At 72.7% G+C, this 25802-nt stretch carries 25 protein-coding genes; 11 read left to right on the top strand and 14 right to left on the bottom strand.

Annotated elements, in window-relative coordinates:
• The first annotated feature begins 22 nt into the window (after window positions 1-22).
• Both ACPFP2_RS21755 and ACPFP2_RS21750 read left to right on the top strand, forming a co-directional pair.
• On the top strand, window positions 23-1261 hold the full coding sequence (locus ACPFP2_RS21755) for an AAA family ATPase (protein ID WP_424091017.1): 1239 nt from the start codon (window positions 23-25) through the stop codon (window positions 1259-1261).
• Entirely contained in the window at window positions 1258-2481 is a 1224-nt protein-coding gene (locus ACPFP2_RS21750; RefSeq protein WP_424091016.1) for a DUF2201 family putative metallopeptidase, read from the top strand. The genes ACPFP2_RS21755 and ACPFP2_RS21750 overlap by 4 nt, the downstream gene beginning before the upstream one ends.
• Before the next feature lie 24 nt (window positions 2482-2505).
• Here the strand turns inward: ACPFP2_RS21750 and ACPFP2_RS21745 are convergent, their stop codons facing one another.
• The 3 genes from ACPFP2_RS21745 to ACPFP2_RS21735 are packed head-to-tail and all read right to left on the bottom strand — an operon-like array spanning window position 2506 to window position 4927.
• Window positions 2506-3081: a copper resistance CopC family protein gene (locus tag ACPFP2_RS21745; protein WP_424091015.1), complete on the bottom strand. Its 576-nt coding sequence runs from the start codon at window positions 3079-3081 to the stop codon at window positions 2506-2508.
• Between the two features lie 20 nt (window positions 3082-3101).
• Window positions 3102-4331, bottom strand: a complete 1230-nt coding sequence (locus ACPFP2_RS21740) for a Dyp-type peroxidase (RefSeq protein WP_424091014.1) — start codon at window positions 4329-4331, stop codon at window positions 3102-3104.
• On the bottom strand, window positions 4328-4927 hold the full coding sequence (locus tag ACPFP2_RS21735; protein ID WP_424091013.1) for a copper chaperone PCu(A)C: 600 nt from the start codon (window positions 4925-4927) through the stop codon (window positions 4328-4330). Before ACPFP2_RS21735 ends, ACPFP2_RS21740 begins: the two co-directional genes overlap by 4 nt.
• 275 nt (window positions 4928-5202) lie before the next feature.
• Here ACPFP2_RS21735 and ACPFP2_RS21730 point away from each other — a divergent pair, with 275 nt between their 5' ends.
• Window positions 5203-6009, top strand: coding sequence for an SIR2 family NAD-dependent protein deacylase (locus tag ACPFP2_RS21730; protein ID WP_424091012.1), 807 nt, complete (start codon window positions 5203-5205; stop codon window positions 6007-6009).
• 108 nt (window positions 6010-6117) lie between these two features.
• On the opposite strand, the gene ACPFP2_RS21725 is transcribed toward ACPFP2_RS21730, so the two are convergent.
• Window positions 6118-7194, bottom strand: a complete 1077-nt coding sequence (locus ACPFP2_RS21725) for a lytic polysaccharide monooxygenase auxiliary activity family 9 protein (RefSeq protein WP_424091011.1) — start codon at window positions 7192-7194, stop codon at window positions 6118-6120.
• Between the two features lie 382 nt (window positions 7195-7576).
• Here ACPFP2_RS21725 and ACPFP2_RS21720 point away from each other — a divergent pair, with 382 nt between their 5' ends.
• Entirely contained in the window at window positions 7577-9160 is a 1584-nt protein-coding gene (locus ACPFP2_RS21720) for a right-handed parallel beta-helix repeat-containing protein (protein ID WP_424091010.1), read from the top strand.
• 115 nt (window positions 9161-9275) lie between these two features.
• Here the strand turns inward: ACPFP2_RS21720 and prfH are convergent, their stop codons facing one another.
• The 8 genes from prfH to ACPFP2_RS21680 form a co-directional block, all read right to left on the bottom strand.
• Window positions 9276-9938, bottom strand: coding sequence for a peptide chain release factor H (gene prfH, locus ACPFP2_RS21715; protein WP_424091009.1), 663 nt, complete (start codon window positions 9936-9938; stop codon window positions 9276-9278).
• Window positions 9935-11104 carry an RNA ligase RtcB family protein gene (locus ACPFP2_RS21710; RefSeq protein WP_424091008.1) on the bottom strand — a complete coding sequence of 390 codons (1170 nt, stop codon included), beginning with the start codon at window positions 11102-11104 and terminating at the stop codon, window positions 9935-9937. The genes prfH and ACPFP2_RS21710 overlap by 4 nt, the downstream gene beginning before the upstream one ends.
• Before the next feature lie 300 nt (window positions 11105-11404).
• Window positions 11405-12385 (bottom strand): SIS domain-containing protein, encoded by a 981-nt coding sequence (locus tag ACPFP2_RS21705; RefSeq protein ID WP_424091007.1) that lies wholly within the window; start codon window positions 12383-12385, stop codon window positions 11405-11407.
• Complete coding sequence (locus tag ACPFP2_RS21700; RefSeq protein ID WP_424091038.1) at window positions 12382-12858, bottom strand: DUF4178 domain-containing protein; 477 nt, start codon at window positions 12856-12858, stop codon at window positions 12382-12384. Before ACPFP2_RS21700 ends, ACPFP2_RS21705 begins: the two co-directional genes overlap by 4 nt.
• A gap of 18 nt (window positions 12859-12876) precedes the next feature.
• Window positions 12877-13935, bottom strand: coding sequence for an FAD-dependent oxidoreductase (locus ACPFP2_RS21695; RefSeq protein ID WP_424091006.1), 1059 nt, complete (start codon window positions 13933-13935; stop codon window positions 12877-12879).
• On the bottom strand, window positions 13923-15587 hold the full coding sequence (locus ACPFP2_RS21690; RefSeq protein ID WP_424091005.1) for a methionine--tRNA ligase: 1665 nt from the start codon (window positions 15585-15587) through the stop codon (window positions 13923-13925). The genes ACPFP2_RS21695 and ACPFP2_RS21690 overlap by 13 nt, the downstream gene beginning before the upstream one ends.
• Window positions 15588-15596: 9 nt before the next feature.
• Complete coding sequence (locus ACPFP2_RS21685) at window positions 15597-15944, bottom strand: cupin domain-containing protein (RefSeq protein ID WP_424091004.1); 348 nt, start codon at window positions 15942-15944, stop codon at window positions 15597-15599.
• 9 nt (window positions 15945-15953) lie between these two features.
• Window positions 15954-17042 carry a hypothetical protein gene (locus ACPFP2_RS21680; RefSeq protein ID WP_424091003.1) on the bottom strand — a complete coding sequence of 363 codons (1089 nt, stop codon included), beginning with the start codon at window positions 17040-17042 and terminating at the stop codon, window positions 15954-15956.
• Between the two features lie 324 nt (window positions 17043-17366).
• Between ACPFP2_RS21680 and ACPFP2_RS21675 the strand changes: the two genes are divergently transcribed.
• The 7 genes from ACPFP2_RS21675 to ACPFP2_RS21645 all read left to right on the top strand — a co-directional run bounded on the left by ACPFP2_RS21675 (window position 17367) and on the right by ACPFP2_RS21645 (window position 23970).
• A complete protein-coding gene (locus tag ACPFP2_RS21675) occupies window positions 17367-18440 on the top strand; it encodes a hypothetical protein (protein WP_424091002.1) in 1074 nt (357 codons plus the stop codon).
• Between the two features lie 43 nt (window positions 18441-18483).
• Entirely contained in the window at window positions 18484-19329 is an 846-nt protein-coding gene (locus ACPFP2_RS21670; RefSeq protein ID WP_424091001.1) for a dimethylarginine dimethylaminohydrolase family protein, read from the top strand.
• Window positions 19322-20506: a type III PLP-dependent enzyme gene (locus ACPFP2_RS21665; protein ID WP_424091000.1), complete on the top strand. Its 1185-nt coding sequence runs from the start codon at window positions 19322-19324 to the stop codon at window positions 20504-20506. The genes ACPFP2_RS21670 and ACPFP2_RS21665 overlap by 8 nt, the downstream gene beginning before the upstream one ends.
• Window positions 20503-21975, top strand: coding sequence for a saccharopine dehydrogenase NADP-binding domain-containing protein (locus tag ACPFP2_RS21660; RefSeq protein WP_424090999.1), 1473 nt, complete (start codon window positions 20503-20505; stop codon window positions 21973-21975). The genes ACPFP2_RS21665 and ACPFP2_RS21660 overlap by 4 nt, the downstream gene beginning before the upstream one ends.
• A gap of 87 nt (window positions 21976-22062) precedes the next feature.
• Complete coding sequence (locus ACPFP2_RS21655; protein ID WP_424090998.1) at window positions 22063-22566, top strand: MarR family winged helix-turn-helix transcriptional regulator; 504 nt, start codon at window positions 22063-22065, stop codon at window positions 22564-22566.
• Window positions 22563-23534, top strand: a complete 972-nt coding sequence (locus tag ACPFP2_RS21650; RefSeq protein WP_424090997.1) for a DMT family transporter — start codon at window positions 22563-22565, stop codon at window positions 23532-23534. Before ACPFP2_RS21655 ends, ACPFP2_RS21650 begins: the two co-directional genes overlap by 4 nt.
• Entirely contained in the window at window positions 23524-23970 is a 447-nt protein-coding gene (locus tag ACPFP2_RS21645) for an Lrp/AsnC family transcriptional regulator (protein WP_424090996.1), read from the top strand. The genes ACPFP2_RS21650 and ACPFP2_RS21645 overlap by 11 nt, the downstream gene beginning before the upstream one ends.
• Before the next feature lie 7 nt (window positions 23971-23977).
• On the opposite strand, the gene ACPFP2_RS21640 is transcribed toward ACPFP2_RS21645, so the two are convergent.
• Complete coding sequence (locus ACPFP2_RS21640) at window positions 23978-24880, bottom strand: LysR substrate-binding domain-containing protein (RefSeq protein WP_424090995.1); 903 nt, start codon at window positions 24878-24880, stop codon at window positions 23978-23980.
• 77 nt (window positions 24881-24957) lie between these two features.
• Complete coding sequence (locus tag ACPFP2_RS21635) at window positions 24958-25605, bottom strand: hypothetical protein (protein ID WP_424090994.1); 648 nt, start codon at window positions 25603-25605, stop codon at window positions 24958-24960.
• Window positions 25606-25802: the final 197 nt, after the last annotated feature.

Below are 25802 nucleotides of genomic sequence, written 5' to 3'. Positions count from 1 at the left end.
ACGCCCACCAGAGGTGATGCCCATGCTCACGTCCGTCCCGTCCACCGCCCACCCCGCGCAGCTCGACGTCGCCGCCGACCTGCTCGCCCTGCTCACCGACACCACGACCGAGCCGCGTGCCGACGTGCAGTTGGAGGCGCTGACCCTGGCCGTCGCCGCCGACCTGCCGGTGCTGCTGTGGGGGGAGCCGGGGATCGGCAAGAGCGCCGCCATGAACCAGCTCGCCGCCGCCCTCGACCTGCCACTGACCACGGTGATCGCCAGCGTGCACGAGCCGTCCGACTTCGCCGGCCTGCCCGTGGTCGGTGACGATCCCGCCGTGCAGGGCGTCCCGATGGCCCCACCGGACTGGGCCGTGCGCCTGGCGCGGGCCGGGCGAGGGCTGCTCTTCCTCGACGAGCTGTCCACCGCGCCGCCGGCCGTGCAGGCCGCCCTGCTGCGTCTCGTGCTCGAACGGCGGGTCGGCGCCCTGCGGCTACCGGCGGGCGTGCGCATCGTCGCCGCCGCCAACCCCCGGGCCTCCGCCGCCGACGGCTGGGAACTCAGCCCACCACTGGCCAACCGCTTCGTGCATCTGCAATGGACCCATGACCACGACGTCGTGGTACGCGGCCTCGCCGGAACCTGGCCCCGGGCGGCGCTGCCACAGCTCGACCCGCGGCGGCTCACCGAGGCCGTGACGTTCGCCCGCCGGGCGGTGTGCGGGCTGCTCACCGCCCGTCCCGCGCTCGTGCACCGGCTGCCGAGCAGCGAGACCCGCCGGGGCGGGCCCTGGCCGTCTCCGCGCACCTGGGAGATGACGCTGCGGTTGACCGCCTTCGCCACCGCCGCGGGTGCCTGCCGGGACGTGCTGTCCCTGCTGGTCCGTGGCACGGTCGGCGACGGCCCGGGGCTGGAGTTGCTGGCCAGCATGGACCGGATGGACCTCCCGGACCCCGAGGACCTGCTCGCCGACCCGGGGGCGGCTGACCTGCCCGAGCGGGGCGACCTGCGTCAGGCCGTACTCGACGCGGTGGTGCAGGCGGTGCGCACGCGCCCGGAGAGAGCCCGCTGGGATGCGGCCTGGGCGGTGCTGGTCCGGGCGTGGGAGACCGGCGCACCGGATCTGGTGGTCGTCCCCGCGACCACCCTCGCCGCCCTGCGCCGCGAGGACTGGGACGTCCCGGCGGCGATCGAACGCCTCGCCGGTGTGGTGTCGGTGGACCGGCGGGCCGATCGGGCCGCCGCGCGGGTCGCGGCCGCCGCGGAGGCCGGCCGGTGAGCGGGCGGCTGGACCGCGACAAGCTCTTCGCCGCCCGGCTGCACGCCGCCCGGGCCCGGCCCTATCTGGCGACGGCGCTGTTCGCCCTGCACACCGTCGAGTCACGGCGGGTCCCCACGATGGCCGTGGATCCGCACTGGCGCTGCTACGTGTCACCGGTCTTCGTGGACCGCACCCCGGTGGAGGAGCTGGCCGGGGTGTGGGTGCACGAGGTCTCCCACCTGCTGCGCGACCACCACGGCCGCAGCGACCGGGTCGCGCGAGAACGCGGGCTGACCGGGCCGGGGGAGCGGCTGCGGATGAACATCGCCGCCGACTGCGAGATCAACGACGACATCTACGGCGACGGACTGGCCCGACCGGAGGGTGCCGTCGACCCGGCGCTGCTCAAGCTCCCCGACGGTGAGCTGATGGAGGACTACCTGCGCATGTTCCAGCTCGGGCCGTACACCCAGGGCCTGGTCTGGCTGGACTGCGGCAGCGGTGCCGACGGATCGCAGCGGGAGTGGGACCACGGACCGGACGACGCGCACGGGCTCAGCCCACAGGAGCGCGACGCGGTGCGGTTCCGGGTGGCACAGGGCATCACCGGCCGCCCCGGGGACACCCCGAGCGGGTGGCGGCGCTGGGCGCAGGAGGCGTTCCATCCGCCGCAGCCGTGGCGGGACCTGCTGGGGGCGGCGGTGCGTTCGGCGGCGGCCAGCGCCGGCGCGGGGGAGGACTACACCTACGGCCGGCCGTCGCGGCGGTCCGCGAGTGTGCCCGGCGCCGTCCTGCCGAGCCTGCGGCGCCGGCCGCCCCGGGTGTCGGTGGTCATCGACACCTCCGGCTCGGTCAGCGACGCCGAGTTGGGCAGCGCGCTGTTGGAGGTCGCCGCGATCGGCCGCGCCGTCGGTGGCCGGCGGGACATGGTCACGGTGCTGCCGTGCGACGCGGCGGCCCAGGTCGTGCATCCGCTGTGCCGCGCCGAGGGGATCCCGCTGCTGGGCGGTGGCGGGACGGACCTGCGGGCGGGCTTCGCGGCGGCGCTGCGGGCCCGGCCCCGACCGGACGTGGTGGTCGTGCTGACCGACGGGCAGACGCCGTGGCCGTCGTCGCGGCCCCCGTGCCGCACCGTGGTGGGGCTGTTCCCCCGGCAGCGGACCCGGTCGTGGGAGCAGGAGGACGAGTACGAGCCGGACTCGCCGCCGGACTGGGCGCGGGTGGTGGTCATCGGATGAGGCGAGGGCCAGGCAGGTGGTGCGTCACCGGCGCCGGGCGCGGCGGCGCAGCATTGCGGTGATGACGGCGATGACGGCGAGGGTGACGCCGGTGATGATCAAACCGAGCGGTGGACCCTGTCCGGCGGCGAGCGAGGATACCGGGGCTGCCGGGGTGGCCTGATCCGTAGGCGCGGCGGGTGTCGCGGCGGGCGGGATCGGGGTGTCGGCGGTGGGGTCGGCGACGGTGAACCGGTACGAGCCCTGCACCGGGTGTCCGTCGGTGGAGACGACCCGGTAGGCGACGGTGTAGGAGCCGTTCGGGAGGGCCTGCGCGACGGTGACCGCGCCCGTCGCTCCGGTGACGACGGGGTCGCTCGTCGGCACCTTCCGCTGGTTGGCGTCGCTGAGCGTGATGGTGGTGAATGTCGGGTTGAGTTTCTGCAGGAACTTGAGGGTGATCGTGCCCGGTGGCGCGGTCAGCACGGCGTCCTCGGCCGGGGTGGCGGCCAGCAGTGAGTTGTGCGCGACTGCCGGCGAGGCCGGGACGAGCAGTAGCGCCACCGCGGTCAGCGCGGTGGCGACCAGGGTGGCGACGGTCCGGCGGGCGGGAGTGGGCATGTCTCTCCTGGATGTCGCGGTCAGCCGAGCAGTTGCTGGCCGACCCAGCCGCCCTCCGGGCAGCCGGGTGGGACGGCGAAGACGGCGGAGCCGATCGGCGTGGTCCACTCGTTGAGCAGGTCCCGCTCGGCCAGCCGGCGCTGGACGGGGAGGAACTGTCGGGTGATGTCGGCCTGGTACGAGGCGAAGATCAGTCCGCTGTCGGCGGTGCCGTCGGCGGCCGGCACCCCGTCGTAGTTGTACGCCCGGCGCAGGATCCTCAGCCGGTCGTCGGTGACGTGCGCCCGGGTGAGGTGGGAGAAGTCCGGGATCACGGTGAGCCCGTCGGGGCCGAGGGCGGCGAAGTCCGGCTCGTCGTGTTCGGCGGAGCCGGTCAGCGGGGCGCCGGTGTCGAGGCGACGGCCGACGGCCAGTTCCCGGTCGGCGCGGCCGAGCAGGTCCCACGTCTCCAGGTTCATGCTGATCCGCCGGACGACCAGGGTGCTGCTGTCGCGCAGCCAGGCCGGCCCGTCGGGCACCCATACGGCGGTCTCCAGCGGGCCACCTGGTTGCGGATTGGCGGTGCCGTCGAGTTGGCCGAACAGGTTGCGCTGGGTCCGTCCCGGCTCGGTGCCGGCGGCGCGCCGGAAGCCCTGCTGCACCCATCGGACGGTGGCGAACGGTCGGCTGTCCTTGATCAGCACGCGTTGGGCGTGGGCGACGGTGAGCGGGTCGTCGGCGCAGATCTGCAGCAGGAGGTCCCCGCCGGACCAGCGCGGCTGCAACCGGTCCACCCGGAACGGCGGCAGGTCGGCCACCGACGGCGGACGGCGGTCGTCGACTCCGGCCGCCCGGTAGAGGCCGGGCCCGAAGCCGAAGGTGACGGTCAGGCGGGCGGGCAGCAGACCGAGTTCGGGCTCGGTGTCGGCGAGGGCGGGACGGCCCCGGGTGAGGCGGGCGGCGTCGTCGGAGAGCAGCCGCAGCATCCGGCCCAGCCCGGCGCGGTCGGCGCCGGGCCTCAGGTCGAGCGCGACGAACGCCGCGTGCGCCTGCGCCTCGGTGGCGACACCGGCCTGTCGCGGGCCGTGGAACGGTTCGACCGCGCTGCCGACCTGCGCCACCGGTTTCGCCTCGGCACCTCGTACGCGCTGATCGTCGTGCCGGGCGGCGGCGAGCGCGGCGGCGCCGGCGAGCGCGCCCCCGGCGGTCAGGGCTGCGCCGGTGAGCAGGCCGCGCCGGCCCACCGGCCGGTGGGCTGGTTCGTCGGTCATGAGGTGGGGCTCATGGTCATCGCCGGCGTGGCGCTCGTGCCCGGCGCGGGCTGGCCGTGGCCGGGGGCGTAGCTCTCCTGCGCGCCGGTGAACGGCTTCGCCACCGCCGTGAACGTCTGGGTGCGCCCGTCGGCGAAGGTGAGGGTGACGGTGAGCTCGTCGCCGGCCTGCACCGGCCGGGTGAGGTTCATCAGCATCAGGTGGTCGCCGCCGGGCTGCAGCACGTGCTCGCTCCTGGCCTTGATCACGATGCCGCTCCGCTTGGGCTGCATGACCATCTTCCCGTCTCTCATGGTCATCTCGTGCAGTTCCATCGGCGACACCTCGGTGCTGGCGGCGGTGATCGTCACGTCCGTGTCCCCGGCGTTGACCAGCGTGCCGAATGCCGCGGTCATGCCCTTGTCCGCGGCCTTCACCCAGGGGTCGCGGATCCCGAGCACGTCGGCGGTGGCGCTCGCCGTGGCCGACGGCGTCGCACTCGGCGCGGTGGTCGACGACGGGTCCGACGATCCGCAGCCCGTGATGCCGGCGGTCAGCAGCCCGGCCGCGAGAAGGACGACCGCAGCGCGCCGGCCGGAGGTGGTGGAACTCGGCATGGGTGGTTTCTCCTCGCTGATCCTGCGTCGTGGTCGCCTCGTTGGTCGGGCGGCGGAGGCGGCCGGTTCCCGCCGTCGTATTCGTCACACTGATGGGGGAAATCGGTGATCGCCGCTCGGTGGCCCGGGGCGGGCCGGAGCGGCGGTCGGCTCCGGCGCGGGTGGGTGTACGAGACGAGTCGGCTCGCGCGGCACCCGGCCGCCGGCCGACGGTCGGGTGCCGGCACCTAGTCTTTGCCTGGCCGTGTCCGCGCCGGGAGAGAGAGCAGGATCAGATGGCGGAGCCGCACGTGCGGGAAGCGGCGGAGCTGTTGGCGCACGCGCGACGCGTCGTCGTGTTCACCGGTGCGGGGATCTCCGCCGAGAGCGGTGTGCCGACGTTCCGCGACGCCCTGACCGGTCTCTGGCGGCGCTTCGACGCCCAGGCGCTCGCCACGCCGGAGGCGTTCCGCGACGACCCCGCGCTGGTCTGGGGGTGGTACGAGTGGCGACGCAGCAGGGTTTCCCGAGCTGTGCCGAACGCGGGTCATCTGGCCGTGGCCGCGATCGAGGCACGTGTCCCCGACAGCCTCGTCGTCACCCAGAACGTCGACGATCTCCACGAGCGCGCCGGCTCGGTGGCGCCGCTGCACCTGCACGGCAGCCTGTTCGCGCCGCGGTGTTCGGTGTGCGCCCGTCCGGCGCCGTACGAGGTGGCGCAGGAGCCCGGTGACGGCCGGCGGGTGTCGCCGCCCCGGTGCGCGCGCTGCGCGGGTCCCGTCCGACCCGGCGTGGTGTGGTTCGGTGAGGCGTTGCCGGCTGCGGTGTTGGAGGCCGCGATCGGGGCGGCGTCCGGCTGCGACCTGCTGATCACTGTGGGGACCTCGGGCCTGGTGTACCCGGCCGCCGAGATTCCCCAGGTGGCTGCCCGCCTCGGTGCCCGGGTGATCCAGGTCAACCCGGAGCGGACGCCGCTGGACGCCGTTGCCGACGTGAACCTGCGCGGCCCGTCCGCTCAGCTGCTTCCCGCTCTGGTGCGAGCCGCCTGGGGCGGTGACGACCCGGCGTTGCCGGGAGCGGGCCCGTCGGGCGCCGGAGGGTGACCGGGACCGAGAACGGCGGCATCGGGCCTGGTCGGATGCGTCGGTGCGCCGTGCGTGGCGTGCTGGCCGGGGTCGTGACCGGTGCGTCGGCCACGACCCCGGCTGCGCTCATGTCGTCGCGGTGCAGCTGAGCGTCGGGGTGGAGTTCGAGCCGGAGCCGGTCAGCCCGAAGGTGGCCTTCGCTCCGGCCGCCAGTGTGCCGTTGTAGCCGGCGTTCCTGGCGGTCACGGTCGACCCGCTGGTGGTGACCGTGGCGTTCCAGGCCGAGCTGATCTGCTGGCCGCCGGCGAGCGTCCAGGTGACCGTCCAGCCCCGGATCGCGCTGCTGCCGGCGGTCACCTCGACCTCACCCTGGAAGCCGCCGGGCCACTGCCCGGTGCTCTTGTAGCTGGCCGCGCAGCCGGCCGGGACCGGCGGCGGGGTGGTCGGGGGCGGGGTGGTCGGCGGCGGCGTGGTGGGCGGGGGCGTGGTGGGCGGGGTGGTCGAGCCGCCACCGAAGTCCACGTCGCTGCACAGGTAGTACGACTGGTCGGAGTGGCTGGCCTGCCAGATCGTGTAGACGATGTGCCGCCCGGTGCGGCCCGGCGCGTTGGCCGGGATCTGGATGGACACGCCCTGGCTCTCCGGCGTCCACTGCGACGCCGGGGTGTTGCCGATCTGGCCGACCTGTTCCAGGTCGCTCCAGGCCAGCGGCTTGCTGAGGGCGTTGAAGCCCTGCCTGGTCACGTACACCCGGATGTAGTCGGCGCCGTGGCTGGCCTGGTCCCAGAGGCGTACCCGGAAACTGTTGGCGACGCTGGTGGTCTTCCACGCGCCGACGGCGTCGAGCGAGTTGTACCGGCCGTCGCCGGTGTGCCCGGCGCTGCAGAGCTGGCCGTCCGGGATGGCGGCCTGGTGGTTGCCGGCGACGCCCTCGCGGTACAGGCCGTTCCAGTTCCACATGGCCGTCGTGTTGTACTGCCAGGCCTGCCAGCACATCGGATCCTGGGTGGCCATGGCCGGGTTCTGGAAGTCGCTGCCCCAGCGCTGCCAGCAGCCGTAGTTGCGGGACGCGGGGTCGACCACGGATCCGTGGGCGGAGGCCGGCGCGGCCAGGGCGGTGGTCAGCAGCAGCACGGCGACCGCGCCGGCGGCGAGCAGCCACGCCACGAGCGGGACGCGGCGTGGTCGGGTGAGGGTGGACACGGAGCCTCCAAGGGAAGAGGTGGGACGACGACGCCCGGACGGCCCGGGAGTTGCCCGCTCCCGTGCCCGCATGTGTGGCTCCCGCTGCGGCTCTGCCTGGCAGACTCCCACCTCGATCGAAGCTAGTCAATGAAGTGTGCTGCCCGGGTCCGCCGCGGCCGCCACGGGCCGTCGAGCGGGTGGGTGGGTGCGTCCGGGTCGCGCGACAAAAGCTGCGCGCCCTTCCCCTTGCGACTCGGAAAGCGCTTTCCTATACTGCCATCCATCAATGCGTTGGTCCCTTTCCGGGCGAGGGCCAATCGGGCGGTCTCGCCTGCCGCGTACGGGCAGCGCGACCCTCGCCCGCGCCACGTCACGTCACCAACAGCATGGGAGACACCTGATGAGACTCACGGCGCTCACCGCAGGCGCTGCCCTGGCGGCCGGCGCGGCCCTCGCGCTGCCCGCGTCCCCGGCGACAGCCGCGCCGACCCGATACGAGGCGGAGAACTCGCCGGCGGTCTGCACCGGCACGATCGACAGCAACTGGTCCGGGTTCTCCGGCTCCGGATTCTGCAACGGCGACAACTCCACCGGCGGCTGGGCGCAGTTCACCGTCAACGCCGCGGCCGCCGGCACGGCGACGGTCGGGGTCCGCTTCGCCAACGGCACCACCACGGCGCGACCGGCCGGCCTCGTCGTGAACGGCGCGAGCGTGCAGAACGTCTCGTTCGAGAGCACCGGCGCATGGAACAGCTGGGCGACCAGGACCCTGACGCTGAGCCTCAACGCGGGGACCAATACGATCCGGCTCAACCCGACCAGCTCCGCCGGGCTGCCCAACGTCGACTTCCTCGACGTCGAGACGGGCACCAGCCCGCCGCCGCCGACGACGAACGCGCTCTACGTGGCGACCAACGGCAACGACAGCAGCACCGGCACCCTGAGCGCTCCGCTGAAGACCATCCAGCGCGCGGTCGACCTGGCGCAACCCGGACACACCATCTTCATCCGGGGTGGCACGTACGCGCCGAGCACGAACATCCAGATCCTCAAGAACGGCACGTCGAGCGCACCCATCACGATGCGCAACTACGAGGGTGAGCGGGTCGTCATCGACGGCGAGAACATGCCCTACACCCCCGGCGCGGTGGACTCCACCATCCCCCGCCCGGAGCGCGGCGCCATCCACATCGAGGGCGACTGGTGGCGCCTGATCGGCCTGGAGATCATCCACGGCCCGTACGGCATCTTCGGCCTGGACACCAACAACAACGTCTTCGAGCGCCTGATCACCCGCGACAACTACGAGTCCGGCCTGCACATCGTCCAGGCGTCGAGCAACAACCAGATCATCAACCTGGACAGTCACGGCAACCGTGACCCGCGCAAGAACGGCGAGAGCGCCGACGGCCTGGCCATCAAGGAGGGCTCCGGCAGCGGCAACGTCGTGCGGGGCGCCCGGCTGTGGAACAACTCCGACGACGGCCTGGACTTCTGGATGTTCTCCTCGTCGATCCGCATCGAGAACAGCCTCGCCTGGGGCAACGGGTTCAACCGCTGGAACCTGCCCGACTTCACCGGCGACGGCAACGGGTTCAAGCTGGGCGGCAACGGCGTGTCCGCCGACCACACCGTGCGCAACAGCATGGCGTGGGACAACGCGGTCGGCGGGTTCATCGACAACAACAACCCCGGCCGGCACGTCGTCGACCACTGCACCGCGTGGGACAACCCAGGGACCGGGTTCAATTTCAACCGCTCGGACAGCACCCTGACGAAGAACCTCGCCGTGGCCAACGGCACCAACGTCTCGCTCGGGTCCAACTCCGGCGGCTCGGGCAACTCGTGGAACCTCGGCGGCAGCTGGTCCTTGCAGAGCACCAACGCCGGCACGATCACCGGAGCACGCACCGCCGACGGCTCCATCCCGTCCTCCACCTTCCTGCGCCCGAGCAACGGCGCTGACGTGGGGGCCCGCTTCTAGGACGCGTGTCGAGGCCCCTGGCCGGCCTGCGGCGGGCCAGGGAACCTCAGGGATCGGTCCGGACACCACACCGGTATCCGGACCGATCTCCGCGTGCCGACCGGGTCCGTACGGCCTACCGCTGTCCACGGCGCGTCCGACGCGGCGTGGTCAGGTCCTGGACCGACGGCCCCGGACGTTCGACCCGGACGGGATCGCCGCGAACGAGTTCGTCGTGGATGCGCCATCGGACGGTGCCGACGTCGCGGCGCACGGCTTCGTCCCCGTGCTCGATGCGCCGTCGCAGCAACTGCACGGCGAGCCGGCGATTGAGGGTGAACTGCCGTTCGGTGTCGACCACGACGACGAGGCCCGAGGGACGGTGGGTCACCCGTACCGCCGTGCTGGCCTTGTTGCGGTGCTGCCCGCCCGGGCCGCCGGTACGGCAGGCGACGACGTGCACGTCCGCCTCGGCGAACGGGGTGCTCGGCACGTCGACCTGACACGGGCGGGCGGTGACGTACCAGTTCTTGCGGCCGGTGCTCGCCCGGTAGGGGCTGGGGGCCTGCCAGCACAGGGTTCCCGTCCAGGAGGCGGCGAACTCCTGGGCGGCGGCGCCGTGGATGCGCACCAGCGCCGACCGGAAGGTGCCGGAGCGGTCGCCGGCGACGGTCTGGACGCGGCGGGTCGACAGGTCGTGCCGGACGGCCTCGGCCTCCAGCCGGCGCAGCAGCCGCGACAACGCCCAGGCACACTCCTGCGGGCCCCGACCGGCCGACAGCAGCAGGTCGACGCTCATGCCCGGCCCTTCCTGCGGCGCTGGTCGAGGCGGGCCGTGCGGGGCGCGGTGCCGACGTCGGGCGTCTTGTAGGTGACCAGGGGGACCGTGGTGGCCACCGGCGTGGCCAGGTCGTGGGCGACCAGGTCGGCGATCACCTGCTCGATGCGCTTGTAGGCCGTCGGCGCCTCCTCGAAGAGCAGTTGCCGGTCACCGCACACCACCAGCGACCCCACCGGGGTGCGGCGCAGCTCCTCGACGGTGTGCTTGGCCCGGCCCCGGCGCAGGGCGTCGGCGCGGGACATCTTGCGACCCGCCCCGTGCGCCACGGAGTGGTTCGCCTCCGCGCCGGCGTGCGCGGCCACCAGGTAGGACGGGGTGCCCCGCGTGCCGGCGACGAGCACGTCGCGGCCGTCACCCGGCGCCGCGCCCTTGCGGTGCAGGTAGACGCCGTCGCGGACCTCGACCAGGTTGTGGCACTCGTCGACGATCGGGGCGGTGGGTTCGGCTCCCAGGGCGTGGGCGACCCGGGCGGCCATCAGCCGCCGGTTGAGCGATCCCCACCGCACCGCGGCGTCGTGCATCGCCAGGTAGGCGGCGGGGTCAGCGGCGGGACCGGCGCCGTGGACCTCGGTGTGCGCCCGCAGGATCCGCTCACCCAGTCCGCGCGAACCGCTGTGGACGATGAGCACGAGCTGACCGGCGGTGAGCCCGAGACGCTCCGCGTGGTCGGGTGCGAAGACGGTGTCGACCCGGGCCAGCTCGACGAAGTGGTTGCCCCGGCCGACCGTCCCGAGACCCTCGACGTGACCGGCGGGAACGTCGCCCGCGAGGACGGCCCAGGCCGGATCGTCGGCGTCCTGCTCGGGATCGAGCGGGCGGTCGAGGTCCGGGAACCGGGCGGCGAGCCGCTCGGGTACGGCGCGCTTGAGCCGGATGGGGAACACGGCGATGCCGCAACCGATGTCGGAGCCCACCAGGAACGGGTACAGCACCGTCGACGCCATGGCGGCGCCGATCGGGGCGCCCTTGCCCGGGTGCAGGTCCGGCATGCCGGCGACGTGGATCATGCCGTCGAGGGTGGCCACCTGATGGCACTGTGCGACGGCGTCGGACTCGATCCAGCTGGTGGGGGAGGCGAACACGGTGACGGTGGCCGAGGTGGACCGTGGCAGGGAAGGGTGCACGGACAAGGAGACGCTCGCATCTCGCGGAGAGGACGTGGACGGACGGCAGCACGACGCCATCGGCGCCGTGGGGCGGCAGGAGCAACGCGGGTGCTGTCCGTCAGAACGTCATGGGCTCCACCTTCGCGGAGCCCACCGCGCCGGGCAACCGACTTTCGGCGTCGCGCGGCGGGTGCTCCACACGCCTGCGCGTACACCCCGCGCTTCGCACCGGCTGCCGGGACAACCCGGCGCTCGCCCGCACCGATCCCTGCCGGGCACCGCATCGGGCGGGAGCCACCGTCACCGGCCCGCGGGTCGTCAATGCCCCGGGCTCGGCACGGAACCTCGCTCCCACAGGCTCTCCTCGGCCCACGCGCCGACGATCACCTGGTCGGGATCGCGTCGGTCCACCTCGGCCAACTCGGCGGCCACCAGTTGCAGGCCGACGGTGACCGGTAGTTGTGCCAGCACCGGGTGCAGGCCGGCGATGCCCGGGACGGTGCTCACCGGGATGCCCTCGGCGGTGGCGGCGGCGCCGATCGCGGCGACCAGCCCGTCGGGGTCGCTGTCCGGGGCGACCAGCAGCAGCCGGTCCCGGGGCCCGTACGGCACGGCGGCGCCGTGCAGCAACCGCTCCGCGTCGAAGCCCTCGGCCAGCACTCCGGCGGCCTCCCGGATCTTCAACGCGCCCTCGGCGGCGGTGACGGCGTACGGCCCGGCGCCGACCAGCCCCAGCGCGCGTCCGGGTGCGGGCACGGCGCCGGGTTGGTACGTGGCGCACACGGCGCGTACGTGCCGGGCCGCCCGGGTGAGGTCGGCCGGGCCGACGTCCGGGCAGCCGAGGCAATGCGCCAGGTTGGCCAACGCGGCCAGGCAGGCCGTGTAGCTGACCGTGTACGTCTCGGACTCCTCCGGCGCGACCGTGACGATCGCCTCCGGCCAGCCGGCCCGCTCACCGGTGATCGTCAGCAGCCGGCAGCCCGCCGTCCGAGCCGTCTCCCGCGCCCGGCGGCTGTAGGCCGTACGGCCGGTGTGCGAGATGACCACCACGGCGTCGTCCGGGTGCAGCGTCGGACCCCAGGTGACGAATTGTTCGGCGGCGAAGCCGTACGCGTCGAGGCCGGCGTCGCGCAGCAGGAGCGCCCCCAGGTCGGCGGCGTGCCGGCTGGTGCCGGTGCCGACCAGCAGGACCCGGCGGGCGTCGCGCAGCCGTTGCGCCGGCTCGGCGAGGTCCGCCGCCGCCATCCGTTCGATCGCGTCGGCCTGGGTGTGGATGGTCCGTCGCAGCGCGGACGTCACGGGGCAACCTCCGAGAGCAGTCGCAGGTCGGTCATGGTCAGCGCACAGTCCACCCCGATCAGCCACGGTGCGTCCAGTGCGAGTTGTTCCGCCGCCACGTGGACACCCGCGTCGGTGAGGTACTCGACGTAGTGCAGGTGCCCTCGCGCCGCTACCCCGGGGACGACGGTGAGGTCTCCGTCGGCCCGGTACGCCGCCCGTCCCCGGCCGGTCTCGGTCAGCACGGTGTCGCGCAGTCGGCCCCGCGCCGGATCGTACTCGTCGGCGGTGACCGGCCGTCGGATCCACGAGGACGCCCGCAGCCCGTCCGGGCCGGCCTCGAGCGCGAGCCACATGCCGGCCCGGCCGCTGCGCAGCAGGTACTCGCCCCATTCGTCGACGCCGTCGCGGGCCAGCAGCCGGGTGAGCACCGTCCACCGGGTCCCGTGCAGCCCGACCGCCGTACCGGGCGACAACTGGTGAAGCAACGCCATGTCCACGGTGACCACCTGTCATCGGATCCGGAACCGGGAGGGCACCTCGATGCGTCCCTCCACCGCGTCACACACGAACGCCGCCCAGGCCGGGCCGTGCTTGAAGCCGTGTCCGCCGTCGCCACCGACGAGCCAGACCGTCGGGTCGGCCGGGTGCCGGTCCAGCAGGAAGTGCTCGTCCGGCATCTCCACGTAGCGGCAGCGCTCCCGCCGCCGCACCGGCGCGTCCCGCAACGCCGGCACCCGCCGCCGCAGGTAGGGGTGCGGGTCGACCGGCACGGCGTCGGCGTCCGGCGTGACCGTCCGGTCCGCCACCACCTTGACGCCGCCGGAGCCGACGGCGGGCACGCCGTACCATTCGGCGTCGCGGTCGATCCAGGCGGGCGGGGGCCGGTCACTGCGCCACGCGGCCGGCGGGTCGAGGAAGGTGCTGTCCTGGGCGACCACCCGCGCCGAGGTGAGGCCGGGGAACAGGACCGGCAGGCCCGGGCCGACCGCCCAGACGGTGACGTCGCCGGTGAGCGGACGACCGTCGATGACCGGCTGGCCGTCGACCGCGCGTACGTCGGCCCGGCGCAGCCGTACGCCCCTGTCGACGGCGCACGCGGCCACGGCGCGGATCGCCTCCCGGGCGAGCAGCACGGCGCCGGACGGCTCGAAGAGCAGGTGGTCGTCGGGGCCGGGGGTGAACCACGGGAACCGGCGGCGTGCCTCGACGCCGTCGACCTCGCACAGCGGCACCCCGACGCACCGGGCCGCGGCCACGGTGTCGCGCGTCCACCGGTCGGCCGTACCGAACAGGAGCACACCGGTCGGCGCCAGCACGGTGCGTCCGGCGACCTGACCGAACCGGCGCCACCGCTCCCGCGACCGCCACGCCGATCGGGTGTACCAGTCGTCGGCACCGTACGACGTGCGCAGGATGCGCGACTCCGCGGTGGACGCGCCGGAGTTGTCGAGCGGGTCGCGGTGGGCGACCTGCACCCGCCAGCCCCGCACGGCGAGTTCGTGGGCGACGCAGAGTCCGAAGACCCCGGCACCGACCACCGTGGCCCGCCCGACGGTCAGCCCGGCCACACCGACTGCTCCAGGTCGGTCGGCAGCGGGAGGAAGAAGGGCGCGGTCCGGGTCAGCCGTCGGCCCGGGGCGGCGGGGTGGACCCCGTCCCAGCGGGGGGTGCCGCTCTCGCCGAGCGCGTGCCACAGCCGCTCGGCGAACTCCGGCATCACCGGCCAGGCGAGCTGGGCGAGGGTCCGGGCGGCGGCAGACTCGGCCGCCACCGCCGCGTCCGACGCGGCGGACGGGCCGGCGGCCCGCAGCCGGGACTGGCCGGCCGCGAACTCCGTCGCCCGGCGGACGATGTCGACCAGCACCCGGGTCGCCGTGCGGGGTGAGAACCCGGCGGCCGTGTAGGCGGCGAGACACTGCCGGGCCAGGTCCGCCAGGTCGGCGAGGAAACGGCGGTGGCTGGGCAGCGGCTCGCCCAGCGGCGGCACCCCGGCCGGGTCAACCCGATCCGCGAGGCCACCCAGCCATGACTGCCACCTGCCGGCGAGTTCGTCGTCGATCAGCGTGCGGAACCGGTCGATGGTGAACGACGACGGGCCGGTCTCCGGCCGGTCGTGGGCCAGGGCGAAGCGCACGGCGGACGCCGGGACGTGGTCGAGCAGCTCTCGGGCCCAGATGGCGTGCCCACGGCTGGTGGAGAACTTCTCGTCGTCAAGGTGGAGGAACTCGTTGGTCAGCAGCGCGTCGGGCAGCCGCATCCCCGGGTCGTAGGCCGTCAGCAACGCCGGGAACAGGATCGCGTGGAAGTAGCCGTTGTCGAAGCCGAAGAACTGCACGACCTCGCTGCCCGGCGCGTCCCACACCGCCCGCCAGTCACTGCCGCCCCGGGCGGCGAGCGCCTCGGCGAGCGCGGTGAGGTATCCCGGAACCATCTCGGCCCAGACGTACACGCGTTGGTCGGTGAAGCCGGCCACCGGGCTGGGAATGCCCCAGTCGGTGGGGTGGGTCAGTGGGATCTCGGGCAGCGGGGCGGCCAGCACAGCCGCGCAGAGCGCCTCCAACTGCGGACTCATCACGGCCCGGGCGTGGTAGGCGCGCAGGGTGTCCGCGTACCGCTGCAGGGGAAACACCAGCCGCCGGTAGGGCCGGTGGACCGGCGACGTGCCGCAGACGTTGCAGACCGGATCGACGAGGTCCACGCAGCTGTTCGGCTGGGCACACGCCTCGCAGGAGTTGCCGTCGCTGTCGGCCTTGCAGTGCGGGCACCCGCCGGAGACGTACGCCTCGAACAGGTAGCGGTCGCAGCGTTCGCAGAACAGTCCGTCGCTCGTGCGCGGTACGAGGGCTCCCCGCGCGTGCAGGGTCGCGATGAACTCGACCACCATGTCGCGGTGCCGTCGGTCGTGCGCCGGCCGAGGACAGGCGTCGGTGGCGAACCCGATGGCGGTGAAGACCTCGGCGATGTCGTCGGCGAAGCCGTCGGCCATCCGGTACGGGTCGACGCCGATCGCCCGCGCCTTGGCCGGCACGTAGCTCTGGTGCAGGTCCGAGCCGGTCAGGTAGACGGCGCCGTGCCCGGTGAGCCGGCGGGCCCGGGTGTAGATGTCGGCGGCGGCGTACGGCCCGGAGAGATGCCCGAGGTGCAGGTCGCCGTTCGGGGTGGGTGGCGCCGCGGTGACGACGCTCAGGGCCGGGTTCGCGACGCGGTCGGCCGGTGGCATGCGTGCTCCCTACAGGTCGAACCGGCCGTACGCCGGCGGCCAGTACACGGACAGCAGCACCAGCGGGTCGGCGCCGGTGTTGACGAGACGGTGGGGGGTGTCGGCGGGAATGACGACGGCCTGCCCGGCGACGACCGGCTGCTGCTCCGTGCCGACGGTCATGTCCCCGCGTCCGGACAGGATCAGGAAGATCTCGTGTTCGGGGTGGGCGTGCTCGTCGGTGGCGTCGCCACGGTCGAGCACGGCGCGTCCGACGCCCCAGTCGGCCAGGTCCTCTCCGCCGTGGGGATAGATCTGCTGGTACCGCACGCCGTAGCCGGGTAGCAGTTGGTCGTCGCCGATCTGCCGGACGAGCACGGCGCCTCCTCAGTAGTCGAAGTCCGGTGCGTTGACCGCCGGCCAGGCCGGCCAGGGGTTGTCGTGGCGGGCCGTCTCCTCGACGTCGAGCCCGTGCACCCACCCGTGCTCCGGGGATCCGGGATCGGTCGGCGCGGGATCCAGGTAGTCCAGGTGCAGCGACGACCAGATCTCCTCGGCCGCCCACGGCCCGTCGGTGCGGACTCGCGCGTCGGTCAGCACCTCGGGCTGCACCAGGACGTCGATCTGGTAGGTGGCGGAGTAGCGGTCCGGGTCGAACCCGTCGCGGGGGCAGGTGCCGCCGGACGCGTCAGGCGCCGGGTTGCGCCAGCTCGAGCCGTGCGCCCGGGGGTGGCCGATGCCGCCGGCGCCGATGGAGCGCAGGGCCATCCGGCGGACGAACGCCATCGCCTCGGTGAGATCGGGCATCAGCCCGCGGGCGACCAGGGCCTGGGCGTAGTGCCCCGGGGCGTTCATGGAGATGAGCAGCCCGCCCGGCACCCTGCGGTCGTGGTGGCGGCGCAGGTGGGCCGAGGTGTGGAACAGTTGGGCGCTGGCCTTGTAGACGCGCAGCGCGCCGTCGGGGTGTCGCAGCGGCACCGCCTCGGTGTAGATGACGTCCGGCCGGATCGGTGCGTGTTCGACCAGGTACGTGCTGGCGAGGGTGAGCGCCGTGGCGGCCAGCTCCGGCCCCGGCGGGGCGTACGCGAGACGCCGGCTGTTGAACATGATCAGGAAGGCGCTGCTGTGGCCGGTGACGGCCCGGTCCTTCCACCGGCGGCGGGCGCGTTGGATCTTCCCGGTCACCGAGTCCAGGCCCCGGGACAGGTCCTCGTCGCTGATCCAGCACACGTCCATGCCGAGCCCTCTACTGGCCCGGACGTCGTCGTCCTGCCGGGTGGCGAGGCGACCGAACAGGCACGGCTGGCTGCGGGCGAGCCACCGGTGCAGGGCCGCGCGACGCTGCGCCTCGGTGCTCCCCGGCGACAGCAGCACCTCGTGGGCGGCGTCGATGTCCGCCCCGAAGGACACGTCGGCGGGTAGCTGGGGCAGGTCGCGCAGCACCGCGGGGACGACGACACCGTCTCCGATCCGCATTTTCTCCGCCTCTGGAAGTGTCGGCCCTTCTTTTTCGAAACGCATTACTTGATAGCAGTGAAATGCGGTGCGCGTCGAGGTCGGGCGGGCCGCCCGGCCATATCCGGCGCGATCGCGACGAATTCCTGGCGCGACCGCGCCGGATATCGGTCGGTGCCGGGACAACATTCATCACACCTGCGCGCCGGTCGCAGGGGATACAAATATGGCGACCGCCCGCCCGATTGGTGGGAGCCGATGAAAAGTGTCAGGAGAAGAGGCCGGAAAGTGAGCTTGATCGGGACCTTGAACGGTTCGCGGGGACCATTGCCCAGCCTGTCGGACATGCTCGACGAGCTGCCCAGCCTGCCGCCCAACGCGGACTTCGGTGACGACATCGAGCGCGCCCACCACACCCTGCTCTCGGACGCCGACGTCGAGGAGAAGCGCCGGGCGCTCTTCCAGTGGGTGGGGCGCTGGCAGCCCTGCCTGTTCGGGCGTCTCGCGGCACACGCGGCCAAGGGCCCGGCAGCGGCCAAGGGCCTGGAGGCGGAGGTGTGCTGGCTCACCGACGACGACCTGGCCCGCGGCGCGGACCATGTCAGCGCCACGATCCAGCAGGCCCGGCGGCGCTGGAAGGACCGTGCCGAGCAGGGCCTGGCCAGCGGCTTCCTCATCATGTTCAACAGCCGTCGGCTGGCCTTCGCCGCGCCGGGCAAGGAACTGCTGCGCCTGTGCCTGTTCCTGTCCGACCTGTACCTGATCGAGCACGCCCCGACCCGTCCGGACGTGATCTACACCGAGGCGGCGCCGCTGCGCCTCGACGGGCGGCTGCACCTGTTCAAGGTCGGCTGCAACATCTTCTACTCGGGCGCGCACGGCACCCGCAACCACGACCGGCGGGTCCCCGGCGGCCTGATGTTCTCGATGAACTCACCGGGCCACTACGCCAACTCCCTGCACGCCCGGGGCTTCTTCGACTCGCTGCCGGCCGCCATCGAGTTCGTCCGGGACACGGCGTTCCGGTCGATCGGCAACGGCGGGCTGGGCGCGGGCGACGTGCCGAGTCAGAGCTGGCACAACCGCCGACGTGAGGAGCAGGACGGGTGTCCGGTCCGCCGGCTGCCGTCCTACGTCCCGCCGGACTTCGACCCGCAGAGCTACTCGGCCCTCTACCACACCGACGTGCTCGTCCCGACCGCCGTCACGGTCGACGGGACGCGGGTCAGCGGGCCGTACGAGTCGAGCGGTGTCGAGATCTGGCCCAATCTGCTCCTCGACTACATCACCGATGAGCGTTTCCCGGCCGACCACGAGAACTACGGGCAGTTCCAGGGCCATCCCGTGGACGACTGCAACCGGTACCACAACCCCTGGCAGGCGCGTGAGGCATGGAACGACGAGCAGTTCCGTTACTGACCGGACGAACCGGGCGATCCCCGGTGAAGGTGGAGGACAGCACATGACGACGGAGGAATTCACGCGGGGCAGGCACTACCTGATGTGCCCACCCGACTATTTCGAGGTGTCGTATTCCATCAATCCCTGGATGGATCCGCACGTCGCCGTCGACGAACAGTCGGCCCACGAGCAGTGGCGGGGACTGGTCGAGACGATCCGCGAGGCCGGCGGCCTGGTCGAGCAGATCCCGGCCGTACCGCACCTGCCGGACATGGTCTTCGTCGCCAACGGCGGCATCGTCAGCGGGGACTTCTTCCTGCCCGCCGCCATGCGCCACCCCGAGCGGCAGGGCGAGACGCCTCACCTGCGGGCCTGGTTCGAGGAGTTCGGGTGCAAGGTGCTCGACCCGCCGGCCGGCTGGCAGGAGGGCGCGGGTGACGCCCTCGCCTTCGGTGACGTCCTGGTGGCCGGGTACGGGTTCCGGTCCGAGCGGGCGGCCTACGACGACGTCACCGCCCGCACCGGTTGGCGGATCCTGCCGGTACGCCTGGTCGATCCCCGGCTGTACCACGTCGACATCGCCTTCTGCCCGCTCGACGACCGGCAGGCCATCGTGGCTCCGGACGCCTTCGACCGCGAGGGACGCCGTGCGCTGACCGAACTCGTGCCCGACCCGGTGCTGCTGACCATGGAGGAGGCGCTGGCGTTCAGCGCCAACTCCATCGTGGTCGGACACGTGGTGATCATGCCGGCCTGCTCCGCCCGGCTGGAGGCCGAGCTGCGCCGCCGGGGGTTCGAGGTCGTCGTCCGCCCGGTCGGCGAGTTCCTCAAGGCCGGCGGCGGCGTACGCTGCCTCACCCTGACCCTCGACAACGTGCTGCCCACCGGGGCCGGTGGTCATGACTGAGCCCCGGGGCGGCCTGCAGATCGTCGAACGCCGTGCCGTCGTCGACGCCGTCGGTGAGGGGGAGTGGGGAGCGGCAACGGGCACCCCGTGCCTCTACTTCGATCCGGGCATCGCCGCCGACCGTTACGAGCGGTTGCGTTCGGCCTTCCCGGACACCGACTCCTACTACGCGGTCAAGGCCAACCCGGAGCCACGCCTGGTCCGACGGCTGGTGCGGGCCGGCGCCTTCTTCGACGTGGCCAGCCCGGCCGAGATCGCGCTCTGCCTGGCCGAGGGGGCGGACCCGTCGAGACTGTCGTACGGCAACACGGTGAAGAAGGTCTCCGACATCCGGTACGCCTACCGCAGCGGCGTGCGGTTGTTCGTCTTCGACAGCCAGGACGAGCTGCTCAAGCTGGCGGAGCACGCGCCCGGCTCGGCGGTGTACTGCCGGCTGCTCGCCAGCAGCGCCGGCGCGCAGTGGCCGCTGAGCGGCAAGTTCGGCTGCACCCCGGAGATGGCGATCGATCTGCTGACCCAGGCGCGCCGGCTCGGCCTGCGGCCGGTGGGCGTGTCGTTCCACGTCGGCTCCCAGCAGCTCGACCCGGGCCGGTGGGAGCCGAGCGTGGCCGTGGCGGCGCGGGTGTTCGGCGCGCTCGCCGCCGCCGGCATCGAGCTGACCATGCTCAACATCGGCGGTGGCTTCCCCGTGGAGTACACCTCCCCGGTCCCGCCGATCGAGCGGTACGCCGCCGCGATCACGGCGGCGGTCGGGCGGCACTTCGGCACCCGTCCCCGGCTGGCCACCGAGCCGGGCCGGTACGTCGCCGCGACCGCGGGCGTGCTGCGGACCGAGGTCGTCCTGGTCTCCCGCAAGACCTTCGACGACGACACCCGCTGGGTCTACCTGGACGTGGGGCGCTTCGGCGGGCTGGCCGAGACGGAGGGTGAGGCGATCCGGTACCGGCTCGTCACACCGCACGACGGCGGACCCGACGGCGCGGTCGTGCTGGCCGGCCCCACCTGCGACAGCGTCGACATCCTCTACCAGCGCGCGGCCTACCGGCTGCCGCTGGCCCTGCGCCAGGGCGACACCGTGGACATCCTCGCCGCCGGCGCCTACACCACCACCTACGCCTCTGTCGGGTTCAACGGATTCCCGCCCCTGCCAACCGTCTGCATAGGAGACGACGAGTGACCCTGCCCGGAAAGCTCACCTTCCCCGGACGCGTCCTGCTGCTCGGCAGCGGATCGGTGTCGCAGTGCCTGCAGCCGCTGCTCCTGCGGCACCTGGACATGGACTTCACCCGGCTGACCGTCATGGACTTCGCCGACCTGGCCGGGAAGATCCCCGACACCCTCGCCGCGGGGGCCCGCTACGTCCGGCACCGGATCACCCCGGAGAACCTCGCCGCGACGCTCGGCGAGCACCTCGGCCGGGGCGACCTGCTGATCAACCTGAGCTGGAACATCGACACCATCGACATCGTCGACTGGTGCCAGCGCAACGACGTGCTCTACGTCGACACCTCCGTCGAGCTGTGGGACCCGTACGAGGACCAGGCCGCCAAGCACCCCAGCGAGCGGACGCTCTACGCCCGGCACATGCGGCTGCGTGAGCACGCCCGGCGGTGGGGCGCCGACGGCAGCACCGCCGTGGTCGAGCACGGGGCGAACCCCGGTCTGGTCAGCCACTGGACCAAGGTGGCGCTGGAGGACATCGCCACGGCGATGCTGAAGGACCCCGACCGGCTCCCGGCGCCGCTGGAGCCGCAGCGGGCGACCGCGCTCGAATCGGCCCTCGGCGACCGCGACCACGCACAGCTGGCGATGCTGACCGGGACGAAGGTCATCCACATCTCCGAGCGCGACACCCAGATCGGCAACCTGCCGAAGCGGGTGGGCGAGTTCGTCAACACCTGGTCGATCGAGGGCTTCTACGAGGAGGGCATCGCGCCGGCCGAGCTGGGGTGGGGCACCCACGAGCCGGCCCTGCCGCAGGGGGCCTTCACCCACGAGTCGGGTCCGCGCAACCAGATCTGCATCGCCCGTACCGGCATGACGACACTGGTCCGCTCGTGGGTGCCCATCGGCGGCCCGATCATCGGCATGGTGATTCGGCACGGCGAGGCGTTCACCATCAGCGACAAGCTGACCGTGTGGGACGGTGACACCGCCCGCTACCGGCCGACCGTCCACTACGCCTACCTGCCGACCGACGCGGCGATGGCGTCCCTGCACGAGTGCCGGATGCGTGGCTACGAGCTCCAGCAGGACCAGCGCATCATGGCCGACGAGATCGTCGACGGCGCCGACGAACTCGGCGTCCTGCTGCTGGGGCACGACCTGAACGGCTGGTGGGTCGGCTCGCAGTTGGACATCCACGAGACCCGCCGTCTGGTGCCGGGGCAGAACGCCACCACGCTGCAGGTGGCCGCCTCGGTGCTCGGGGCCGTGCACTGGATCGTGCGCAACCCGCGTCGCGGGCTGTGCGTGCCGGACGACCTCGACCACGAGCAGGTGCTGGCGGTCGCCAACCCGTACCTCGGCCCGTGTCCGTCGGTGCAGACCGACTGGACACCGTCGAGCTACGACCCGTTCGCCCGGTACGCCGGCGCCGCCGCCGACGGCGAGTGCTGGGCGTTCGAGCGTTTCCTCGTGTCCTGACGTCGCGCCGCCCGCCGCGCCCCGGCCGGGGCGCGGCGGGCATTGACGGGAGTGTCTATGACTGACGCAGTCATGTATCTTACGGCCATGGACGGCCGTGCCCTCAATCTCCTCGGCGCCCTCGTCGACGCCCTGCACGACCGGATGGCGGACGCGGGCACCCAGGTCAGTGGCCTCGGCGCGTCCGCGCCGGCCGCGCTGGCCACCCTCCAGGCCTGCCCGGGGGAGAGTGTCGAGTCCCTCAGCCGTGTCCTGGGCATCACCAACTCGGGTGCGGTCCGCCTCGTCGACCGGCTCGCGAGCGCGGGCCTGGTGGAGCGCCGGCCGGGCCGGGACGCCCGCAGCGTCGCCGTCCACCTGACCCCGGCCGGCTCCGCCGTGGCCCTGCAGATCGTCTCGCGACGTCGGGAGACGCTGCGTCACGCGCTGGCCGGCCTGCGACCGCAGGAGCGCGCCGCCCTCGGCACGATGGTGGAGCGGGTCCTGGCGGAGCTGAGCACCGACCGGCACTCCGCCGACCGCATCTGCCGACTCTGCGACTACGTCATCTGCCCGCAGGACCGCTGCCCGGTCGAGCGGGCCGTGGCATGAGGCGGCCCTGGCACCTCGCCGCGCTCGTCGTCGCCGCGCTCGGCTGGGGCAGTTCGGCGGCTTTCACCAAGTACGCGCTGGACGGCTTCCCCCCGATCACGCTGCTGGTCGTACAACTCGTCGTGGCCAACCTGATCCTCTGGCCGGCCCTGGCGGTACGCGGCATGCGCCGCCCCTCGGCGCCGTGGCGCTTCGCCCTGCTCGGCTTCTTCGAGCCGGCGCTGGCCTACACCGGTCTGACCCTCGGGCTGGGCTACACCACGGCGGCGAACGCCTCGCTGCTGTCCAGCCTCGAATCCTGCTTCGTGGTGATCCTGGCCGCGCTGTTCCTCGGTGAGCGCATCGGCCGCCGTTCGGCCTTCGGCCTGGCCCTCGCCGTCATCGGCGTGGCCGTGCTCAACCGGGCCGACTCCGTCAACGCCGTCAGCGTCGGCGACATGCTGATCATGGGAGGCGCGCTGTCGGCGGCGATCTATGTGATCTTCGCCAGCCGGCTGGCACCGCACGTAGACCCGATCGAGATGACCACCTACCAGTTCGGCTTCGGCCTGCTGTTCACCCTGCCGGTCGCGGGCGTGCAGTGGACGTCCGGTCAGGAGCGGCTCACCGAGCTGACACCGGCCGGTGGCCACTGGGCGGCCGCCGTGGCCGCCGGTGGGCTCGGCTTCGCGATGAGCTTCCTGCTCTACAACTTCGCCATCCGCAAGGTCCCGGCCGGGGCGGCCGGAATGACCTTGAATCTCATCCCGGTCTTCGGCGTGCTCGCCGCCATCATCGGGCTCGACGAACAGTTCACGCTCACTCAGGCCGTGGGGGCGGCGCTCATCGTCGGCGGCCTGGCCGCCTTCCCGCACGGCGGCGGCGACACGACCGTGGTGCCGTCCCCGGCGCCACCGGCCCCGGTGGCCGTGGCGGCGGTCCCGCCACCGGCCACGACCAGCGGAGGGAGGGTCACCGATGGGCGGTGACCGGCTGCTCGACGACGTGGACAGCGCGCTCCTCGCCGGCCTGCGGGCCGACGGACGCCGCTCCTACCTGCAACTCGCCGCCGACGCCGGGGTGTCGCCCTACACCGCCCGGCGGCGGGTGCAACACCTGCTCGACACGGGTGTCGCCCGCGTCGCGGTGCGCGTCAACCGGGATGTCGTCGACGGTACGCGGCAGGCGGTCATCGGACTGTCCGTCGACGGGAGCACCGACCCGGTGCTGGAGGCCGCCGGCGCCCTCGTCCGGCTCGACAACGTGGTGCCGTGCACCGGCGCGTACGACATGCTGGTCTGGGTGGGATTCCAGGACGAGGGCGATCTGTTGCGGGTGGTGAGCGAGGACATCCGCGCGCTGCCTGGGGTGCGCCGCGCGGAGGTCTTCTTCCCGCTGCGTACCGTCAAGGACACCCGCGGGTGAGCGAGGGTCACAGGTCCTGATAGTCCTCGGTCAGCCGCAGGAAGGTGTCGAACATCCGGATGATCGCGGGTCGCCGCTGCCCGCCGATGCGCGACGCGAAGCACACCCGACGGACCAGCCCGGGGTCCTGCAGCGCCACCGAGCGCAGCGTCACCGGCATGCCCACCAGTCCGCTGGTGGGGACGAGGGCGACCCCGAGACCACCGACCACCAGGTTGTGGGTGAGCAGGTAGTCGTTGGTCAGGGCGTCGATCCGCGGCGTGAAGCCGGCTGCCTCGCACACGGCGACGAACGCGGCGTGGCACAGGGTGTCGGGGCGCGGTGCGATCCACCGTCGGTCCGCGAGCTCGGCCAGGTGCGTCGGCCGTTGCGCCTCGTCCTGGCCGACGAGCAGCACCATCGGCTCGCTGAAAAACGTGACGATCTCCAGGTCCGGCGCGGCGATCGGGCCGAGGACCTCGTACTCGTAGATGATGGCGGCGTCGAGATCCTCACGGCGCAGCGCGTCCACCGCCTCGTGGGTCTCCATCTCCTCGAACGCGATCGTCAGCTCCGGGTGCTCCCGTCCGGCGGCGGTGAGGGCGGGCACCATGAACAGCCGGGAGGCGGTGGGGAACGCGGCGATGCGTACCCTGCCCCGCAGCTCGGCCTGGAGGGCGGCCAGATCCGCCTCGGCTCGTTCGAGATCCACCAGGATCCGGTCCGCGTGCTTGACGAGCAGCTCTCCCGCGGCGGTGAGGGCCAGCCGGCGTCCGATTCGGCGCAGGAGCGTGACACCGACCTCCCGCTCCAGCGTGGACAGCTGTTGGGAGACCGCCGACGGCGACAGGAAGTAGAGCTCGGCGACCGCTGACGCGGTACCGAGCCGGGACAGTTCACGTAACAGTCGAAGCCGCCGTACGTCTATCACCTGAAACCCCCGTTGTTCGCAGGCAATTGATTATCGTCGAGACGAGGCGGTGGCGGTCCCGGTCGAACGGGCGATCGTCAGACACGCGAGAGCCTTCGTCGGTCACCCGTGGCGGCGACGTCCACCAGTCCCCAGGTGCCGGCCACCGCGATGGCCTGTTGCCGGTTGCTGACTCCCATCCGCTGGTAGAGCTGACGCAGCCGGCGGAACACCTCCCGTGGCGAATAGCCCGCGATGATGGACAGTTCGGTCACCGATCCGCCACGGGCGAGCAGTTGCAACCACCGCAGCTCCTCCGCGGAGACGGTGGGCTCGGGTGGGGCCTGCTGCACCAGGCCGACCAGCCGCTCCACGATCCAGGTGGGCAGCACGGTCCGGCCGGCCAACGCGGCGGTCACCACCATCGCCAGATCCTGCGGTGAGGTGTCCCAGGCGCAGGCGGCCCGGGCGCCGCAGGTCAGGGCCGTCTGGTAGTCACGTGCCTCCGACGAGCGCAGTAGGGCCACGATCACGCTGTCGTGGCGGTCGCGCAGCGCGCGTACCCCGGTGAAGTCGTCCTCGGTGTGTACGTTCATCACCACGGCGTCCATGCACTGGTGGGTGGGCCACGCGTCCGCGCTGCCCGACCGGTCCACCTGGAAGCCGCAGCGTTCCAGGATGAGGGCGACACCCTCGCGAGTGGTCGCCACCGGATCCACGACGAGGACCTTCGCCGTCACGTCCACCCCCGTATCGTCGGGGCCCGTGCACCGAGGGGCGCGCCGGGACCCGGACCTGCGTCCTGGGTCAGCCTGCCAGCGCCGCTTCACGCACGTCTATTTCCATTAGCTGAACATCTAGTCAGGGTAATCTTGAAATCACATTCCGCAACATCGGCACTTGTGCGTTCGTGCAGTTCCCACGGTGGGCGCGCCGGCTCGAC

It is taken from the genome of Micromonospora citrea, assembly GCF_049629545.1.
Lineage (GTDB): Bacteria > Actinomycetota > Actinomycetes > Mycobacteriales > Micromonosporaceae > Micromonospora > Micromonospora citrea_A.
The sequence above is the reverse complement of the archived record's forward strand: the minus strand, read 5'-3'. Positions and strand labels throughout refer to the sequence as shown.

Coding starts and splice junctions, on each gene's coding strand:
- ACPFP2_RS21755 (WP_424091017.1), top strand. CDS start 23: ATGCTCACGTCCGTCCCGTCCACCGCCCACCCCGCGCAGCTCGACGTC.
- ACPFP2_RS21745 (WP_424091015.1), bottom strand. CDS start 3,081: ATGCCCACTCCCGCCCGCCGGACCGTCGCCACCCTGGTCGCCACCGCG.
- ACPFP2_RS21740 (WP_424091014.1), bottom strand. CDS start 4,331: ATGACCGACGAACCAGCCCACCGGCCGGTGGGCCGGCGCGGCCTGCTC.
- ACPFP2_RS21735 (WP_424091013.1), bottom strand. CDS start 4,927: ATGCCGAGTTCCACCACCTCCGGCCGGCGCGCTGCGGTCGTCCTTCTC.
- ACPFP2_RS21730 (WP_424091012.1), top strand. CDS start 5,203: ATGGCGGAGCCGCACGTGCGGGAAGCGGCGGAGCTGTTGGCGCACGCG.
- ACPFP2_RS21720 (WP_424091010.1), top strand. CDS start 7,577: ATGAGACTCACGGCGCTCACCGCAGGCGCTGCCCTGGCGGCCGGCGCG.
- prfH (WP_424091009.1), bottom strand. CDS start 9,938: ATGAGCGTCGACCTGCTGCTGTCGGCCGGTCGGGGCCCGCAGGAGTGT.
- ACPFP2_RS21700 (WP_424091038.1), bottom strand. CDS start 12,858: ATGGCGTTGCTTCACCAGTTGTCGCCCGGTACGGCGGTCGGGCTGCAC.
- ACPFP2_RS21690 (WP_424091005.1), bottom strand. CDS start 15,587: ATGCCACCGGCCGACCGCGTCGCGAACCCGGCCCTGAGCGTCGTCACC.
- ACPFP2_RS21680 (WP_424091003.1), bottom strand. CDS start 17,042: ATGCGGATCGGAGACGGTGTCGTCGTCCCCGCGGTGCTGCGCGACCTG.
- ACPFP2_RS21675 (WP_424091002.1), top strand. CDS start 17,367: ATGCTCGACGAGCTGCCCAGCCTGCCGCCCAACGCGGACTTCGGTGAC.
- ACPFP2_RS21670 (WP_424091001.1), top strand. CDS start 18,484: ATGACGACGGAGGAATTCACGCGGGGCAGGCACTACCTGATGTGCCCA.
- ACPFP2_RS21665 (WP_424091000.1), top strand. CDS start 19,322: ATGACTGAGCCCCGGGGCGGCCTGCAGATCGTCGAACGCCGTGCCGTC.
- ACPFP2_RS21655 (WP_424090998.1), top strand. CDS start 22,063: ATGGACGGCCGTGCCCTCAATCTCCTCGGCGCCCTCGTCGACGCCCTG.
- ACPFP2_RS21650 (WP_424090997.1), top strand. CDS start 22,563: ATGAGGCGGCCCTGGCACCTCGCCGCGCTCGTCGTCGCCGCGCTCGGC.
- ACPFP2_RS21645 (WP_424090996.1), top strand. CDS start 23,524: ATGGGCGGTGACCGGCTGCTCGACGACGTGGACAGCGCGCTCCTCGCC.